Below are 16,103 nucleotides of genomic sequence, written 5' to 3'. Positions count from 1 at the left end.
TGCAAAGTTCCTACTGTAAACGATCCGCTGTGCCATGCCGAATCCAATAGAGATACGCTGCCTTAACCGGCTTGTGATACGCTAGTTGCAACGCCCGCGCATAAAGCGCCAATTGCTTGCGGTATCGCTCGGGATTCGGATGGCGATCCGATTTAAAGTCCACTAAAATCATGCCGTCCGGCAGATCGACAAATAAATCAATCTGCCCGTCCACGGCAATTTCACTTTCTTCATAAGGTAAGCGCATCGTAAAGCTATGCTCCCTCACCACGTTTTTCTCATGGGCAATTACTGCTTGTCCCAAAGAACTTTCAAAAAAGCGCAATAAGAGCGCTTCCTCAAGCAGGGATCGCTCCTGCTCTGTAAAGAGCGCACGCGATTCCATCGCGTCCAGTGCTTGTTTCATGGTTTCTTCCGTATACTTTTTTAACGGTAAATTTTGCAGCGCACGATGCAACAACGTGCCTATGGTAGCCGGATCAGTTTCAACCTTTCCCTGCAGAAAAACAGGAAGTGGCATATGCTCGACGCTTTCCGTCGTGCTCGTCTCTGTCTTTGTCAGCGCACCGCCATACCACGGCCAATCTTCAAAATGCGGATCTAAGATTTGATTTTTCCCGGAGAGTTGTGAAACCGTCATTTTTAATGGCAACGGCGTTGTTTCTTCCTTGAGATCAGACGCCTGCAAAATCGCATCGATATCAAGAGCCCCTCCGTTCTCGCGATCGAGTGCCGTATCAGAGAGCGCCGGCAACGTGCGATAGTCTTCGCCTTGCGCAAAAAGAATCTCCAATCCTTCCTGCGACGAGAGCTCCTCGGCACTTGCTGAAAGAATTCCCAACGTCCAGTCCAACACTGTATTGCTTTTTTCTAGAAATGCCTCTACGTCCGGCACTTCCGGTTTTGCTTTCTCTATATTCGTAACGTGTCCCACCAAATATAAGCGATGCACGGCTCGTGTCAGTGCCACATAGAGGATGCGCACTTCTTCCGCGCGCTCTTTGTTAAGAATGGCATTGGTAATGAGGTTTTGATAGGTTGTCTTTTTGCGAAAACAGCTGCCCCCTTCGGGCGCACGGTAGTTCAATTGCAACGCCGTCCCCCATGAGGGATCCGATACCAGTGCCTTTTTCTTCACGGTTTCATTGAATTTTTTCGCCAAATCCACTAAGAACACCACCGAAAATTGTAACCCCTTCGCCTTGTGAATCGTCATCAGGCGAACGACATTGTCTTCTTCCGACAACGGTACGGACGGTAACGTATCTTCGCCATTGCCGGCAGGGCGCAACGCCTCCTTCAAAAAGCCTGTCAGATCGCCGCCTTCCCGGCTTTCATAGTCTTCCGCTAAACGTATGAGGGCTAACACGTTTTGCAAACGCATCTCGCCATCCGGAAGCGTGGTCAAATACGCGAATAAGCCGCTCTCCTCGAAAAGAAACGTCATCCATTCCGAGAGCGGCATTTCCGTATAGCGCTGCCGCCATGCGTTGCGTTTCGCCAAAAAGCGATCTCGCTTCGCCTGCAATGCCTCGGAGACGAACGACGTTTCAGAAAGAAAAGCTTCATGGAAAGCACCATCCGGATATGCCGCACGCATTTGCGCCAGTTCTTCCTCTGAAAAGCCGCCCATTTGTGATAACAAAACAGACAGCAGCGGAATATCATAGCGACGATTATCCAGAAAACATAACAGATTTTTGGCCAGTTGCAACTCGAGCGTTTCCTCTTCTGACGCCGATGCGTCCTGAAAATACGGAATACCAAAGCGTCGAAATACCTGCTCGTATTCCGGCATGCGAAGGTTCGTACGTGCCAGCACCACACAATCGCGGTACTGACCGCCCGCCTTCACATGCTCTACGATCTGATGCGCCACATAGAACGGTTCGGAAGAAATTTCATCCAATGCACTTTTCGGTTCCGCATCATCCTCTTTTTCACGCACATCCTCCAAAACGCAGAGCGTAACCTCGCCTTTTCCCTCATGCTCTGCCGAAGCCTGCGCCCGATGCCCCGATGAATCATATGTCACACCGCCGCGCTGTTGCGTCATCAAGGGCGTAAAAATCCGATTCACAAAATCCAAAATACGACTGTCGCTACGGAAATTGGTCGTCAAGTTAAGGGCTTGCTCTCTGTCGGAGGCTTCATAGCGATTGAAGCGCTGCACAAAGTTTTCCGGCAAGGCCTGGCGAAAACCGTATATGGATTGTTTGACATCGCCGACGAAAAATAAATTGTCCTCGCCTGCTAACGTCTCGACAATTTGTTCTTGAATGGCATTCGCGTCCTGATATTCATCAAAGAAGATGCGTTGGTATTGCTCCTTTAACGACTGCACCACTTCCGGATTTTGGAGTAAACGGATTAGTTCGTGTTCGACATCGTTAAAATCCATCCCATTGGCATCACGTTTTAGCGCTTGTAAGCGATGTCGATACTGTGTGGCTAGAAAAGCAAGCGGACGCAAGCGTTCCTGCAAAAGCTCCTGTTCTCGGGTAATGGCATCCCAATCCCATTGCTCCAGCCCTTCCAGTAATGCCTTAAAATCGTTTTTTAAAGCCTCACGCTGCTTTCGAAATACTTCTTTGACGCGCACTGCCTGCGCGCCGTCACGTTTTTCGGTTACCGTCGGTTGTGTCTCAAAGCGGAATGCTACGCCTCGGGACAAGCGATCCATCAACGCTTCCCGTTGTTCTTCAGTTAAGGTAAGTGGCCCCTTCTCCCCCTCCATGGCTTCAAATAGGGTGGCACGCAATTGAGCACACTCCCGATAGAAAAACTGCGCAAGAAACTCCGGCACTTCCTTCCAAGGTAATGCTTCCATCCGACGCAGCTGTCTCTCCACGGAAAGAGCCGGCGCGATGATAAGCGCATCGCGAATGCCGTCCATGATTTTTTGAATGGTGGCTTTCTCGGTTACCCCTTCCACGTTCTTTTGCATCCACTGTTTTGGATCGGCAGAAGCATCGGCCAGGCCATCCCACTGTTTTATGAGATCTTGCAAGGCCTGGTCGTCACGACGATTCGTATCCATATAACATGCCAAAAAATCATGCAACGATGCCGCCGATACCGAAAAAGAGTCTGCCTCCGATAAAATGGTCCCCTGATACGCCGCGCGCAACACGTTTTCCATGGCCTCTTCCTGCAGCCCTTCCAATTGTCGGCCGGATAAAATATGGAGTCCCGGATCGCGATCCAAAAGGTCAAAGTGACGCTGCAACACTTCCAGGCAGAACGCATGCAGCGTTTGAATATTGGCCGCCGCTAAGAGATTGAGCTGGCGAAAAATCCAGACCGGATCACTGTTTCCATCGGATAGCCGCTGCTGCAGTGCCTCACGGATACGACTGCGCATCTCACCAGCTGCTTTTTTGGTAAAGGTGACAACCAGCATTTGATCCAGACCGATGTGATGAATGGTAATTTCACGCAAAATGCGTTCAACCAATACTCCGGTCTTTCCGGCGCCCGCCTGTGCCGACACGATACGATTGGCGGGCGTTAATTCCAACGCTTTTTTCTGTTCGTCTGTGAAATTCATGCCTCGCCTCCTTTCGGCTCCGTTTCTTGTTGCGCCTTCCAACTTTTCCAATCCGTCGATGGAAGGATACGCTGGGCTCCAAATTGCCGCAGCCGTTCAAAGCGACAAATCGCCGCATAGGGACAATAGTGACATCCTGAATGTCTTGAAGAATCGGAAATCTTCCAATATACCGGATGGGCAGAAATATAGCCGCTCTCACGAGACGCTGTCAGTTTTTGTGCTTTCTCGACCGATTCCTGCAATAAACGTTCCATTTCCGTCTGCGTGAGCACATTCTCTCTCTTCGTCCAATCCTTTCCGTTGCCGTTAAATTGATAGACGGACGCCGCAGCACTCTCGGCCAAGCGTTCATCCAACGCTTCGCCTACCGGGACGCGACTCATAAATCCGCTAAGCTTTAATTCCTTCGGCCACAGCAGCGTCTCCCCGTCGCCCTCCTTTTCTTCCGAAGGGGCGGGCGCATGCACGGGGAAATAAAAGGCTCCTAGCGGTTTTCCATTTTGGGAGGCAGCTTTGAGATAGAGCGGCAGCTGAAGACGAGTGCCGCTCATCATGGCCGTTAAGTCAAAACTCGTCTTCCCTGTTTTGTAGTCGATGACTTCTACATAGCGTTGTGCGTTTTCTCGAATGGTGTCCACACGATCCATGCGCCCCTCTAGCAGTACCGATCGCGGAGATTCGGCCAGAACAATACCCGGTAAGTTTCGGCCCGGGCCAAAGGAATATTCGTGATCCACGCGGCAAATCTTACTCTTTGCCAAATGCGAAAGCAGACGGGCATGGGTTTCCCGCATGGTTTCTTTAGCTAAATCCAACATAAATGCATTTTTCGGATCGTTGCGCTTTACAGCGTCCAAGAAGGCTTGTATCGATGCGTCGCCGGCTTGAAGAAGCACCGCTTCCGACGCGGCAAAGTCGGGAAGTTTTCCCTGTTCCAGATAGCCCGGCAACAACGTCGTCCATTGGTCCACAGCCGCATGCAAAATGCTCCCGATATCCAATGCCTGAATGGATAGATCCTCGCTTTCTTTTGCACGCAAACCATAGCGAACAAAATATTGATACGGGCATGCCGCAAAGCATTCCAATTGTGAGGCACTAATCGTCTCCGAAGGATAAAGGGCGAGGGTAATCTCTTGCGGCAAGAGCGGACGCTCCGGAGATTCTGCGCCTTCCCGTTCCAGTGTTTCTGCCAGCTCGCGATAGGCGGGCAAAGCTTTCATATGGCTTAAAACGCGTTCGGCAAAACGGCGCACGGCAGGAGAAGTATCTTCTTCTCGCAACAATGCAGGCAAGCGCTTCAGTAAGAGCCCGCGAGAATACAGGATCTCCGGAAAGCTGAAAGTATCCTGCACGGATAGCACAAGGCCCAAACATTCTTTCATGCGCAAGAGCCAGTGGCTGGGTGTCATTGACACATTCGCACTGTCCTGCATCGCCGTGGACAAGGTCAGGCGCTCTGTTGCTTGCTGCAAGACAGAATAGAAATTCAGACGCTCCTCTTCTACCGCAAAGCGTTGCATCGAAGGCAAGGCTTCGCCTTTTTCCAACACCAATGCCTTTTCTTCTTCGCTTAAAAGCCCGGTCTCTTTATGCATGCCCGGCAGCCAAGCATCCGTCATACCGAGTATGAACACATATTTACGTGGTTGCATACGGCTACGGAGCAGATCGCCGACAAATACCTGCTCTTTAAAGGGAGGAATGACCCCCAGCGATATACCGGCAAGACCTTCTTCACAAAGGCCCGCAAACAAGGCAAGATCCGTCTCCTTATCGGCAAAGAGTTCGACCATTTCGTCCAAACGTTCCATGAGAGCACTCCAAACGCGCTCATGGATGGCCAATCTCTCCTCTTCCCCTTCCGCCTGCAGGGTTTCGCCATAAGCAAAGAGGGCATTTTGCGTAGTCGGCGTACGTAGAGTTTCTACCAATGCTGCCGCAAAATCTTTCACCCGATGCGCCGTTTCGATGCGTCTTGCGAAAAAGTGCAGCCGTTCCAAAACGATGGTATTCACACGACGCGCGACATCATACGGATGACGATAGCGCGCTTCTTCCTCAGCATCACGAAATTGCCGCGTGGGATCCGCCGTAAAATAACGAATCTCCTCAAACATTCCATAGCGAATGTGCCGTTCTTCAATGAAGCGTTGATAGATCTCGATCTCCTCTTCTTCAACGCCCAACAGACCCGCCTTCAAGAAGGCCAGCATCGTTTCAGGACGCGGTCCCTTCAGATTTAAGGCGAGCAAAGCACGAATTGTTCGCAGCAGCGGATGATAGGCCACTTCCTTCACTTCATCGTAGAAAAAGCGAATGCGATCCCTATGGAAGGCGCGTTTGAGCATGGAGGCATATTCCGTCTGCTCCGTTAAAAAGACAGCGATATCGCTAAAGTGCGCCCCTTCTTCTGCCATCAGCTTTTTCATGGCGACCACCAAGCCGTCCACTTCCTGCTCGGTATTGCGATAGCTCACAAGGCGTATGCCTCGGCTCTTGTTTTCCGAAGCCAAAGCCTCTTTAGCAGGATGCGGCGGCGTCTTTAACGCAAAAACCGCCTGCGCCGCCTGTAATGACTGCTTTTGATAAGGCGTAGCGGGTCGGGCGGCAACAGGACGCAGCGTAACGGATGTCATCGCAGCAAGTTGACGTACAAAACGGGTGCTCAACGAAAACGCCGCAGCATCATCCGTTTTCTCAGAAAGCATCCATTCCAAGGTCTCTGCACCGATTTCCGGCGGTGCGGAAAGAATGATGCGCGCCATTCCCGGATCCATGGTGACCGAGACATGAAGCGTATGCCCCGTCTTTTCTAAGGCCGCAAGCGCTTCCCCTTCTATCTTTGACATGGAATGAAAGCGATCAAAGAAAAAATCCACACCATCGAATACCGAAACTTCCGATAATTGCGCAAAGGCATGACGCATTTGGTCATCGCCATCCAAGCGAATGTTGCCTAATGCTTCTTCATAGGCTTCATAAATAGCGGCAATCTCTGCAAATTTACGGCGCGTGCGATGATTTTCCGGCGCTTTCTCCGCTTGCGCCTGCAGGCGTTGACTATCAATGCCGTACTCTTTCCATTCCTGCATCTGGCGTACAAAATCATCCACCAATTGCGTGCCGATCGTCCCTGCGGTAAAAACCTCTCGTTCCTCTTTTTTGGATTCCAACAGCGAGCGCACCAGCATGCGGCGGCCTTCTTCGGTTAACACCGGCGTGCGCAGACCACTGCCTTCCTGCAAAATATCGCGAACTAAAGAACGAAAACTTTTAACCTGCGCTTTCATCAGAATCGGCGTGTCCAGCGCAGCAAAAAGAGCCTGCTCCGCTTCCACCGTAAATTGCGAAGGCACCACTAAATAGGCGTGTCTTCCGGCAGCAATGCTTTGCCGAATGGCATCGGTTAACGCATACCAAGCCTCCATCGGGACACGTGAGGCGTAAAGATTGAGCATTACGCTTCCTCCGCAGGAAAGACGAGGCGTGCTGCGCCGATCATACCCGCTTTATTGCCAAGTTTTGCCTGAACAATGGGCGTTTCCCGTGTGGCAAAAAAGGCATATTTGCGATACGCAATGCGAAGCGGCTCGAGCAGCGTATCGCCGGCATTGCTCACGCCGCCGCCAATGACAAAGCATTCGGGATCCAGGGTGGCGCTTAAAACCGCTAAGCCCCGCCCCAGCGTATCAGTGACGTGCTCTACCACGCGCTGACAAAGAGCGTCGCCGTTTTGTGCACCGCGGAAAATGGCACGAGTGTCGTAGCTGTCACCATAGGGGCGTAACGACGATGGCTCATCCGATTGCGCCAGAAGTTCACCGGCGTAACGCAGAATATTGGGCGCCGAGCAGACTTGCTCCAAGCAATAATGGCCGCCGCAGCCACATTCGAAAGAAAAAGGCTCCGACAATATCGGCATGTGACCAATCTCACCGCCGGCGCCGTGTACGCCCGCTAAGATTTGATCGTCCAAGATTATTCCCCCGCCGATACCCGTGCCGATAATAATAAACACGATGGAATTGCGATCCGAAGCGGCGCCTTGCCACACTTCGCCAAGAGCCGCCACATCCGCATCATTTTCCACAACAATGGGACAAGTAAATCCTTCCTGCTCCCTAAAGAGATCTACGAGAGGCACCAGCCCCCAGCTCAGATTGACGCAACCGTTCACGAGTGAATGGTTCATCACCGGACCCGGCACACCAATGCCGATCCCGGCCAACGCTTCTTCCGTATAGCCCTCTTCTTTTAGAAAACTGCGAATCCGTACAGCCATCTCGTGAATCAGCGTATCTTGCGCTTTTGCTTTTCCCGTGGGTATGGAAACAGACTTACAGAGTTTTCCTTTTTCATCAAATAAGCCAAACTTTGCCGTCGTTCCGCCCAAATCTATGCCAATATATGCCTTCATGCGCGCCTCCTTAAGGATCTGTCAAGTCTTCTCTATTTTATCATGATGGTGTCGTTCTCGCCCACCAATCGCTTTCCTCGTCCAAACAAAATAGGAGCATGTAATAGGTATTTTTTATATCAATGACGATACACGTGTGTTTAAGATAGAACATCACCACTGCTTAATGTTGCTAATAGAACTTTTCTCAACATATCGCGTTTGAATAAGGGGCAACGGGTAAAAAAAGATAAAAAGGTAAACCCTTTCTCTTTGCGTTTGATCTTCTACTACTGTGGAAAGGAGGAAAGAATGCTATGAAAAAAAACTTTTTTCGTTCCGTGAGCGGCTGGATATTCTTCGCTTTCCTATTGCTGTTGACCGCCTGTACCGGACAAAAGCCGCCGGAAGAAAGTGAATCGCTGATCATATTAGAATCGAAGCGGGTTTCCGAATCGTCAGAGGAAAGCCGTGTTCTTGGAAGCGGTGATGGATGGCTGGAGGAGGTGCGCTTCTATCAAGCAAAGGATGTATTTCCCTTATTTGTTGCTGGAGACCAGTATCGTCTTGACGTGAATCTGGAAAGAGTGGATTCCTCTTTTCGCGTCGACATGTCCATGTTTGATTCCCCGCAAATCTATGCCATGGTTTCTTTCGACGGAATCATCCCTCACACGATGAAAGAAGCAAAAAATAAGATTTTTACCATACCGGTGGATAACGGGTGTATGCCCGGGACGATTTCCCTCTCCCTGTCATCCGATACGAAGGCGTTTGACAATGAAAATGAAGCGATACTCCAGGAGTTTATTCATGGCAAACGGGATCGCTTAAACGCAAGCGTATATTTGTTTGCTCCGGACGGCTATGGTATTGAAGTTTTAGCCGGCATTCTTCTTCCGGAGAATATCCTGACGGGGATGAATACCATATACGCAAAAGCCGTGGCGAATGCGGCGCCTGTAGGCGATGCGCCTATTCATGTGCGTCTCATCGAAGAAAACGGGAAGAGCGCATTTGATGTCCAATTCGATTGTGATCAACCGATTCCTTCCGATGCCAGTGATAGCTACTATCTCCAACTGAATGCTTCCGATCGTTTCCCGTATCGCGCTATGGATGGCGAAAATGTGAAAAGAGTGCCTCTAATCAAGACAAACACGGAAGATGGGAAGCTGGAAATCAAAAAAGAAGAGCATTATCGTTTTCCGTTAGATACGGCATTGACAAAAGAACAACGCTTGCGTCTGGAAGGTTTTTTGGCACACCCCGATACGCAAGGCTTTCCGCTGTCGATTTCGCTTCATGACCAGCGCGGGCGCATCCTCCGCAAGGCGATTGTATACATGAATCCCGTACAATAAAGGGGGCCGGCAAAGTTTTGAAATTCGATAAAAATAAAGAAAGGCACGAAAACGGTAACCGCTTTCGTGCCTTTCTGATTTCCTATTTTTTATTTCAGTATCTTTATACTTGTATGCATTCTCGGTGCATACATCGGCAAACTGACGTCTGTCTGCCAATAGCCATCGTCCGGGGTAAAGGCAATCGTGATTTTCTGTCCGTCATAGGCTGCCATCTCTTCGGGAAGGCCTACCAGATTCACGCTTTTTGTCCGATATCCCCCATAAGGATCTCCGGAATGGACGGTAATATCGACATTGTTTTCTAGAAGCAGAACAATATAACTTTCTCCCATGTCAGGCAAGACATTTGGATCAAACTTTTGAATTCAACCATTTCATCGTGATTAAATTTTTTAACGACGCCCGTAACGACGGTTTTGCCGGCGGCAACGGCTGCTCGTTTCTTGCCTTCCAAAGTATTCGGAGTGGACGACTGTTCGGTATTGGCTTTTGATTCCGATTGTGGCTTTCCACCAGTCAAGATTTTAAGCAAGGCTTCCTTCACTTTACCATCTTCCGTTTTTGCCAGTTTGTCTAAAGTGCTTCGATCGCGAACAGGCAAAAAATCGATGGGAAAAGATCCATCCTCTTCCTTATTGTTGATTTTTCCTTCCCAAATGGTGTTCTTCTTAATGACCAGCTTCCCATCTTTAACCGACGTTGTCAGCGCTTGCGTTTCCGCATCACCACTACCGGCGGAAAAGGTCGTGTAGAGTAAAGAGCCTTGCTTTCTGCTTTGATTCATTCCGCCACGAAAGCCGCCGGCGGCAGATGCACCGATGGAAAAGAGCTCTTCATTCGTCACTACATTTGTATAATCATTATCAGCAGAAAAGAATTTAATGGCCGCTACACCACCACCGGTTTCCGTACAAACCGCCAATTGCGGCATATCTTCGTCATTCATATTGACCAACGCGTAGGAATAGTTCCCATTGACAGAAGAGGCGTTAAAATCACTTTCGCCGATCGTATCTAACACTTGGCCGTATAGCTTTGCCAGTTTTGCATTCTTCTCCGTAGTAGCTTCTTTGGGGTCTGCTTCCTTTTTTTGCTCCGTGGAAGAGACGCTCGTATTGCTCAATTCTGACGTCTCACTTGACGCATCTTCGCTATTCGTTTTGTTAGGGCTTTTTCCACAAGAAGTTAAGATAAGCAGCAATACCAGCCCACCGCAAATGAAAGAAATCCATCTTTTTTTCATGGCTCTTCTATCCCCTTTCGAGAGAGTATGGAATGTGACGGTTGACGTTTTATGGAATCATTTGTCGATATTCTACTGTTTATTTTACACAATAGTATGGACTTGCGTACACCTTTGGGTATCTAAAATAAGGATGAAAAATGATGCGCTTTTAAACGCAGCATCGATATGTAAAGGATCACTCTGAAGGAGGATACTATGCCAAGCTATGAATTATATAAAAAAGATGTCTGTCCCTACTGCCAAAAAGTCATGAAGTTTATGAAAGAAAACCACGTCGAAGGTGTGGTCATGAAAGACATTATCGAAGATCCCAAGAATCAGGAGGATCTCGTAAAACGCGGCGGAATGGATCAGGTTCCCTGCCTCTTTATCGACGGGGATCCGCTTTATGAATCGGATGATATTATCCAATACATGAAAGAACATTTGGTCAAAGGCGAAGCACACGAAGACGCAAACGAAGATCCCGGCGTTTGCAACGTACTGTAATTCGGCACCCTTACATTCGAATTTTAAGCAAATCACGGTGGACAATCTGAGAAAACGGATTTTCCACCGTGATTTTTATGCTTTTATGGGGAAAGCATAACATGTGGCCAATTCGCCTTCATAAGTCCCCATGTACTTCAGAAAAAAAGGGTAAATACTTCTTTGAAAACGGAAGGAGGTTTTATGATGAATAAAAGAAATCAATGGCTCCCCCTTCTGGTATTTTTTGCTATTCTTGCGTTTTTCTTTTTACGACAGAACACCGCAGAGCCTGTGCATAAGACGGAAATCGGCTCCAAGGCATCGATAAGCCAAGAAATAAAAACGGAAACGCTGAAAAAAGAGGGGCGCTACTACGCTAAAGAAGAAGTCGCAGCGTACATCCATGCGTTCGGAACTTTGCCGACAAATTACATTACAAAAAAGGAAGCCAAAGAGAAAAATTGGTCAGCTTCTGATAATAATGGTTATGTGATTGGTGGCGATCGCTTCGGCAATCGCGAGGGAAAATTGCCCGCGAAAAAAGGGTGTATCTATTATGAAGCCGATCTCATCGCCGGCTATCACGAGCATCGCGGTCCGGAACGTCTGGTGTTCTCAAACGATGGCGCCATTTATTATACCGGGGATCATTATGAGCATTTTGAGCAATTATACGGATCGGAGGAGTAAATGAATCGTTACGTGTTAAACGGTACCGCCTTTACGTCCCGCGAAGCGGCCTACTCCTATATGCAGCAGATCTTTCGTTGGCCGGATTATGTGGGCCATAATTTAGATGCTCTTTGGGATATGTTACAAGATTTACATGGAGTCGAGATTGAAATTAACGAGGCGCGCGCCATTCCCGAACAATTGGGCGATTACGGCCTACGCCTGTTGGATGTATTCGGGGATTTGCAACGAGAAGAAGGCTACAGCGTCCATATTTATTGGTAAAAGGCCGTATGGAATCCGTCGTGGTTTGCCGCCGTGGTTTGCCGCCGAGATTTACGGCGGCTTTTTGCATTTTTGCGTTTTGCCGCCGTAAAGCTACAACGTTGACATCATAAAAAAGGGCTCACCAAAAGTCCGATCTTGGCACAATGCCGAAGATCGAATCCCCGCATTTCAACGCTTTACGTGTCGAAATGCAGGCGTCTTGCCTTTTCTTCCGCGTTCATTTTGGCAACCTTCTGCTCTTCCACAAGGCGTGCTTTGATATTGCTCTCGATCTCGCTTCGGATATTTTCCTCGCGTGTCTGCTGTGCCTTGCTCAGTCTGCGGTCAAACTCTGCCTGCATCTTCGGGTCTTTCAGGATGTCGTCAAAGGACGGTGCGGACTTTTCCGCTTTCTCCGTGTCTTTCTGTTCATCCGCTTTAGCCTCATCGACCTGTTCTTCGTCTTTCGCTGTGATCATTTCCTCTGCCATTGTTTTCTCCCTTCTTTGTCCGCCGCGTTCTTCGCCCACGGTGTCCTTTTGTTGCATATAAAAAGCGCGACCGTTTCCGGTCACGCTTTATGCCTATAGCGATGGTTTATTTTAGATGTTTCTCGTATTCCTCTTTTGTAATATCAATGGTGAATATCTCTCCGATGAGTATCGGACAAAATCTTCGTTGATCAAACATTTCTTTCCCATTATCATCGATTGAATAAAAAGCCCCGTTTACTCTCTTCACATATTTATCATAATCTGGGCAATAATAATACTCTGTTGGTGTTAAGCTCATAGCGTCTCCTCTTTCATTCGTTCAATATGTTTTTCCGCCAACTCTTTCGCTTGTATCTGTTCCCCGTTGCCGCCGCGATCGAGCAAAAACAGTCCGGATGAATCGGCGGTGCGTTCACGCCCGGTCAAATGTCTTTTACTGCGAAAATCTTTCCATCATGCGGCGCGCAATGATCGCAGGCGCTCTCGCGCGCGATGAAAACATAGTGCGTATAGCCGTTTTTCTCAAAGGACTGCATCTGCGCTTCTATCTGTACACGTGCCATTTCGGTTCGTGCCAGACGTTAGGCGTTATACATGGAGACGCCGAAGCGTCTGCGTAGTATCCTCGCCATTTCCTGTGAGCTTTTCCCTGCTAAATAGCCCAAACATTGAAAAATGCCCGTTTCCTTGAAATTACAAGGACGGGCATTTCTCTACTTTGGAGATGGAGGGAATCGAACCCTCGTCCAAAAAAACATCCAAACGAGTTTCTCCGAGTGCAGTTTATTTCATTTGATTCCCGAATGACCGGGGAAATAAACAAACGAAGTCATTCGGTAGCTTCATAGATCCAACCTGCGGGCAAAGCTTAGCGCAGGAAGTTTCCCGACATAGTTGAGGTCAGTCCGTCTGTTACGGGTCCAGCCGGAGGACCGGCCGCCATGATTAGGCAGCGTAAGCTAATTCGTTGTCGTTAGCAGTTATTGTTTTTGCCTGATTTACGTCATCTGCCTGACGACTCGCTTCTCCTTCTTCCGTTTCCCTGTCGAAACCGAGCATCCCCGTGTCGCGCCATTGTAGCATAGGCGCATTATTCACGCAACCGAGCACCGGACGAATCCAATGCCCTGTTCATGATAACAAGTGCTGAAAGCAGAAGGACGAAAAGGCGCCTCCCTTAATAGTGAAATTCGGACGAGCCTTTTGTTTCGTTGGGATCAAAATCGTCCCCCGCCGTGATCTCGGCGCCACCCTGCAGATAATTCATAATATTGCGCACCGGGATATCTTCATAATCCTCTTCATGCAGGGAATAATGCTTCGTACCGGCTTTCGGCACGGACTTGCCATTTTTAATCAAATCCATGATTTCCAAGATATCACGCTTGCTGGCTTGGCTGGGCAAGAACATGTACAGGCGTGAACCCGGCATCTGATAAGAGGGCAATCCCATGGTTTCAAAGCCCTGCAGCTGCGAAGAGGTTGTCTTCCATTTTTCGTTATGGGAAATCTGATAGTTGATATAATCCACCATCGTTTCACGTGGCATATTCGTGGAAACTTCACGCGCAATGACCTGTAAAATCGCAGGATAGTTGGTGAGAATAGCCGGCGATGCCGCGCGTTCGATAATTGCCTTCATGATGCGCACGTGATTACGCCCGCGGGCTAATTCGCCCTCTCCCAGGCCATAGCGTTCCCGCGCAAAGGCCAGCGTTTGTTTACCATCCAGATGTATTTTACCGGTAGAAAAATGATACCCTTGGGCGGAGAAAGACTCCGGATTCTCTACATCTACACCATCCAACGCATCCACAATGTCCACGATGGAATCAAAATTCACCATCACATGATATTTGATCGTAATCCCAAAGAAATTTTCCAATGTACGCTCGGACGTCTGGACACCGTAGTTTCCGGCATGCGTCAATTTATCGTAGCGATCATTGCCGTCTCCGGCAATTTTCATGTAGGCATCACGCGGCACGGTAGTAATATGAACCGAATGCGTCGACGGATTTACCGTCAAAATCATATTGACATCGCTACGCGAGGACTTGTCCAAAGAACCGTTCGTATCTTTGCCGCTCAAATACACATGAAACGGTTTCACTAGTTCTTCTTCCGTCTCGGGAGCGATCGGGCGTTCCACGCTCTCTCCTCCCAATTCCCCTTTCTTATTGGAAACAATATCCAAGGTACGAATGGAAGACCACACAAAATAGCTGCTGTACGCTTCGGCACCGATCACCGAGATCAACAACAGTCCAAGCACCACTGCCGATCCGCGGCGCGCGTGTCCGAAGCCGATCATCAGTAACAAATTCAATACGAAAAAGATGCCAACCAAAAGCAGGCGCTCTTTGAGCGGCAAAAAATTATTCACGCATAGGATCAACCCAAAAGCAAGGTAGACCACTATGGCGATAAAAACAATGAACTTCTTTCCCTTCTTCATGCTGCCCTACTCCCTTAAATTAGAATCGCTGTGGCAATATCAACCCTTTCGGGTTTTCAGCTACAGACGCTACCATAATATCACTTAATGACGCGAGAATTCTCTTTTTTTCTCACGCGTCATTAAAGAAAGCACCGTTTCCCGCACATCCCGGCCATCCAGGACCATCGCCACGGCATCGACCAATGGCATTTCCACTTGGCATCGCGACGAGAGTGCTTGTGCGGCGGGAAGCGCATTCATGCCTTCTACCACCTGTCCCACCTTACGGATGGCCTCCGGTACAGGAACCCCCTGTCCGATGTACACTCCGCAGCGATGATTTCGACTGTGTACCGAAGTCGCTGTAACAATCAAATCCCCGTAACCGGCCAAACCGGAAAAGGTGGAGGGCTCACATCCTAAGGCCAACCCGAGACGTGTCATTTCCGCCATTCCACGCGTCATTAGAGCCGCCTTCGTATTATCGCCAAAGCCCAGTCCGTCCGAAATGCCTGCCGCCAGAGCAATAATGTTTTTTAACGCACCGCAAAGTTCTACCCCATGCACGTCGTGATTGGTGTACACGCGGAAATTCTCGTTCATAAAAGCATCCTGCACGCGATGCGCCGCCGCATCTTCCCGACATGCCGCGACAATCGCAGACGGCAAATCACGCGAGACTTCCTCGGCATGGGTCGGTCCGGAGAGTGCCACCAGTGGCAATGCAAGCTCCGGTCGTTTTGCCTGTAACACATCGCCAATGACCTCTGTCAATGTCAGACCGCTGTCCTTTTCGATCCCCTTCGCCACGTCAACAAGAATCTGGCCTTCTTTAAGATACGGTGCAGCCTCTTCCGCCGTCGCACGTACAAAAGGAGATGGCACAGCAAAGACGATAATCTCCGCCCCGGCAAGCGCCCTATCCAGCATCGAAGCATACTGCAATGCCTCAGGGATCACCGCCTCCGGCAAATTCGGATGGCGATGCGTGCGCTGCATCGCCTCTAATTCCTGCGGAATCTTAGACCACAGCGTAACGTGATGCTTATTTTTCACCAAAAGCCGCGCCAAGGCAGTGCCCCAAGTTCCGGCGCCCAAAACGGCAATCTGCATTTTTCTTCCTCTCATTTTCGTAATAAGGAGCCGGTGCCCCTTTCCGATTTCCCTGTACCATTCTATCATGATATGGCTACG

Annotated in this window: 14 protein-coding genes and 1 other RNA gene; 4 read left to right on the top strand and 11 right to left on the bottom strand. The window is 49.3% G+C overall.

The annotated features are described in order from the left end of the window. Positions 1 to 10: 10 nt before the first annotated feature. Genes BN98_RS01450 through BN98_RS01440 form a run of 3 tightly spaced genes read right to left on the bottom strand, consistent with a single transcriptional unit; the run spans position 11 to position 7,973 of the window. Positions 11 to 3,550, bottom strand: coding sequence for a UvrD-helicase domain-containing protein (locus BN98_RS01450; protein WP_019190099.1), 3,540 nt, complete (start codon positions 3,548 to 3,550; stop codon positions 11 to 13). Beyond that, the gene (locus BN98_RS01445) at positions 3,547 to 7,014 is read right to left on the bottom strand and encodes a PD-(D/E)XK nuclease family protein (RefSeq protein ID WP_019190100.1); all 3,468 of its coding nucleotides are present in this window, start codon (positions 7,012 to 7,014) and stop codon (positions 3,547 to 3,549) included. The genes BN98_RS01450 and BN98_RS01445 overlap by 4 nt, the downstream gene beginning before the upstream one ends. Next, entirely contained in the window at positions 7,014 to 7,973 is a 960-nt protein-coding gene (locus tag BN98_RS01440) for an ROK family glucokinase (protein WP_019190101.1), read from the bottom strand. Before BN98_RS01440 ends, BN98_RS01445 begins: the two co-directional genes overlap by 1 nt. A 296-nt stretch (positions 7,974 to 8,269) precedes the next feature. Here BN98_RS01440 and BN98_RS01435 point away from each other — a divergent pair, with 296 nt between their 5' ends. After that, entirely contained in the window at positions 8,270 to 9,316 is a 1,047-nt protein-coding gene (locus BN98_RS01435; RefSeq protein ID WP_019190102.1) for a hypothetical protein, read from the top strand. Between the two features lie 89 nt (positions 9,317 to 9,405). Here the strand turns inward: BN98_RS01435 and BN98_RS08295 are convergent, their stop codons facing one another. Both BN98_RS08295 and BN98_RS01425 read right to left on the bottom strand, forming a co-directional pair. Then, positions 9,406 to 9,558: a hypothetical protein gene (locus BN98_RS08295; RefSeq protein ID WP_019190103.1), complete on the bottom strand. Its 153-nt coding sequence runs from the start codon at positions 9,556 to 9,558 to the stop codon at positions 9,406 to 9,408. Between the two features lie 62 nt (positions 9,559 to 9,620). Further along, positions 9,621 to 10,562, bottom strand: coding sequence for a hypothetical protein (locus tag BN98_RS01425; protein WP_040942498.1), 942 nt, complete (start codon positions 10,560 to 10,562; stop codon positions 9,621 to 9,623). A 198-nt stretch (positions 10,563 to 10,760) separates the two neighbouring features. On the opposite strand from BN98_RS01425, the gene BN98_RS01420 reads away from it, so the two are divergent. The 3 genes from BN98_RS01420 (at position 10,761) to BN98_RS01410 (ending at position 11,993) form a co-directional block, all read left to right on the top strand. Next, entirely contained in the window at positions 10,761 to 11,054 is a 294-nt protein-coding gene (locus BN98_RS01420) for a glutaredoxin family protein (RefSeq protein WP_019190104.1), read from the top strand. A 183-nt stretch (positions 11,055 to 11,237) separates the two neighbouring features. Then, on the top strand, positions 11,238 to 11,726 hold the full coding sequence (locus BN98_RS01415; protein WP_019190105.1) for a ribonuclease domain-containing protein: 489 nt from the start codon (positions 11,238 to 11,240) through the stop codon (positions 11,724 to 11,726). Beyond that, positions 11,727 to 11,993 (top strand): barstar family protein, encoded by a 267-nt coding sequence (locus tag BN98_RS01410; protein WP_019190106.1) that lies wholly within the window; start codon positions 11,727 to 11,729, stop codon positions 11,991 to 11,993. 179 nt (positions 11,994 to 12,172) lie between these two features. Here BN98_RS01410 and BN98_RS07790 read toward each other — a convergent pair whose 3' ends face one another. From BN98_RS07790 to BN98_RS01390, 6 genes are all read right to left on the bottom strand, one after another. Then, a complete protein-coding gene (locus tag BN98_RS07790; RefSeq protein ID WP_154654940.1) occupies positions 12,173 to 12,466 on the bottom strand; it encodes a hypothetical protein in 294 nt (97 codons plus the stop codon). 106 nt (positions 12,467 to 12,572) lie between these two features. Continuing rightward, on the bottom strand, positions 12,573 to 12,767 hold the full coding sequence (locus BN98_RS01400; protein WP_019190108.1) for a hypothetical protein: 195 nt from the start codon (positions 12,765 to 12,767) through the stop codon (positions 12,573 to 12,575). Positions 12,768 to 12,891: 124 nt separating this feature from the next. Further along, positions 12,892 to 13,047, bottom strand: a complete 156-nt coding sequence (locus BN98_RS08100; RefSeq protein ID WP_288554654.1) for a phage minor head protein — start codon at positions 13,045 to 13,047, stop codon at positions 12,892 to 12,894. 140 nt (positions 13,048 to 13,187) lie between these two features. Beyond that, positions 13,188 to 13,532, bottom strand: a transfer-messenger RNA (tmRNA) gene (ssrA, locus tag BN98_RS08095). 114 nt (positions 13,533 to 13,646) lie between these two features. Further along, complete coding sequence (locus BN98_RS07785) at positions 13,647 to 14,927, bottom strand: LCP family protein (protein WP_019190111.1); 1,281 nt, start codon at positions 14,925 to 14,927, stop codon at positions 13,647 to 13,649. A gap of 84 nt (positions 14,928 to 15,011) precedes the next feature. Next, complete coding sequence (locus tag BN98_RS01390; RefSeq protein ID WP_019190112.1) at positions 15,012 to 16,022, bottom strand: NAD(P)H-dependent glycerol-3-phosphate dehydrogenase; 1,011 nt, start codon at positions 16,020 to 16,022, stop codon at positions 15,012 to 15,014. Between the last annotated feature and the right edge of the window lie 81 nt (positions 16,023 to 16,103).

Origin of the sequence: Levyella massiliensis (assembly GCF_000308275.2) — a bacterium.
Lineage (GTDB): Bacteria > Bacillota > Clostridia > Tissierellales > Peptoniphilaceae > Murdochiella > Murdochiella massiliensis_A.
Note: the sequence above shows the minus strand (reverse complement) of the source record. Positions and strands in the feature narration are given on the sequence as shown.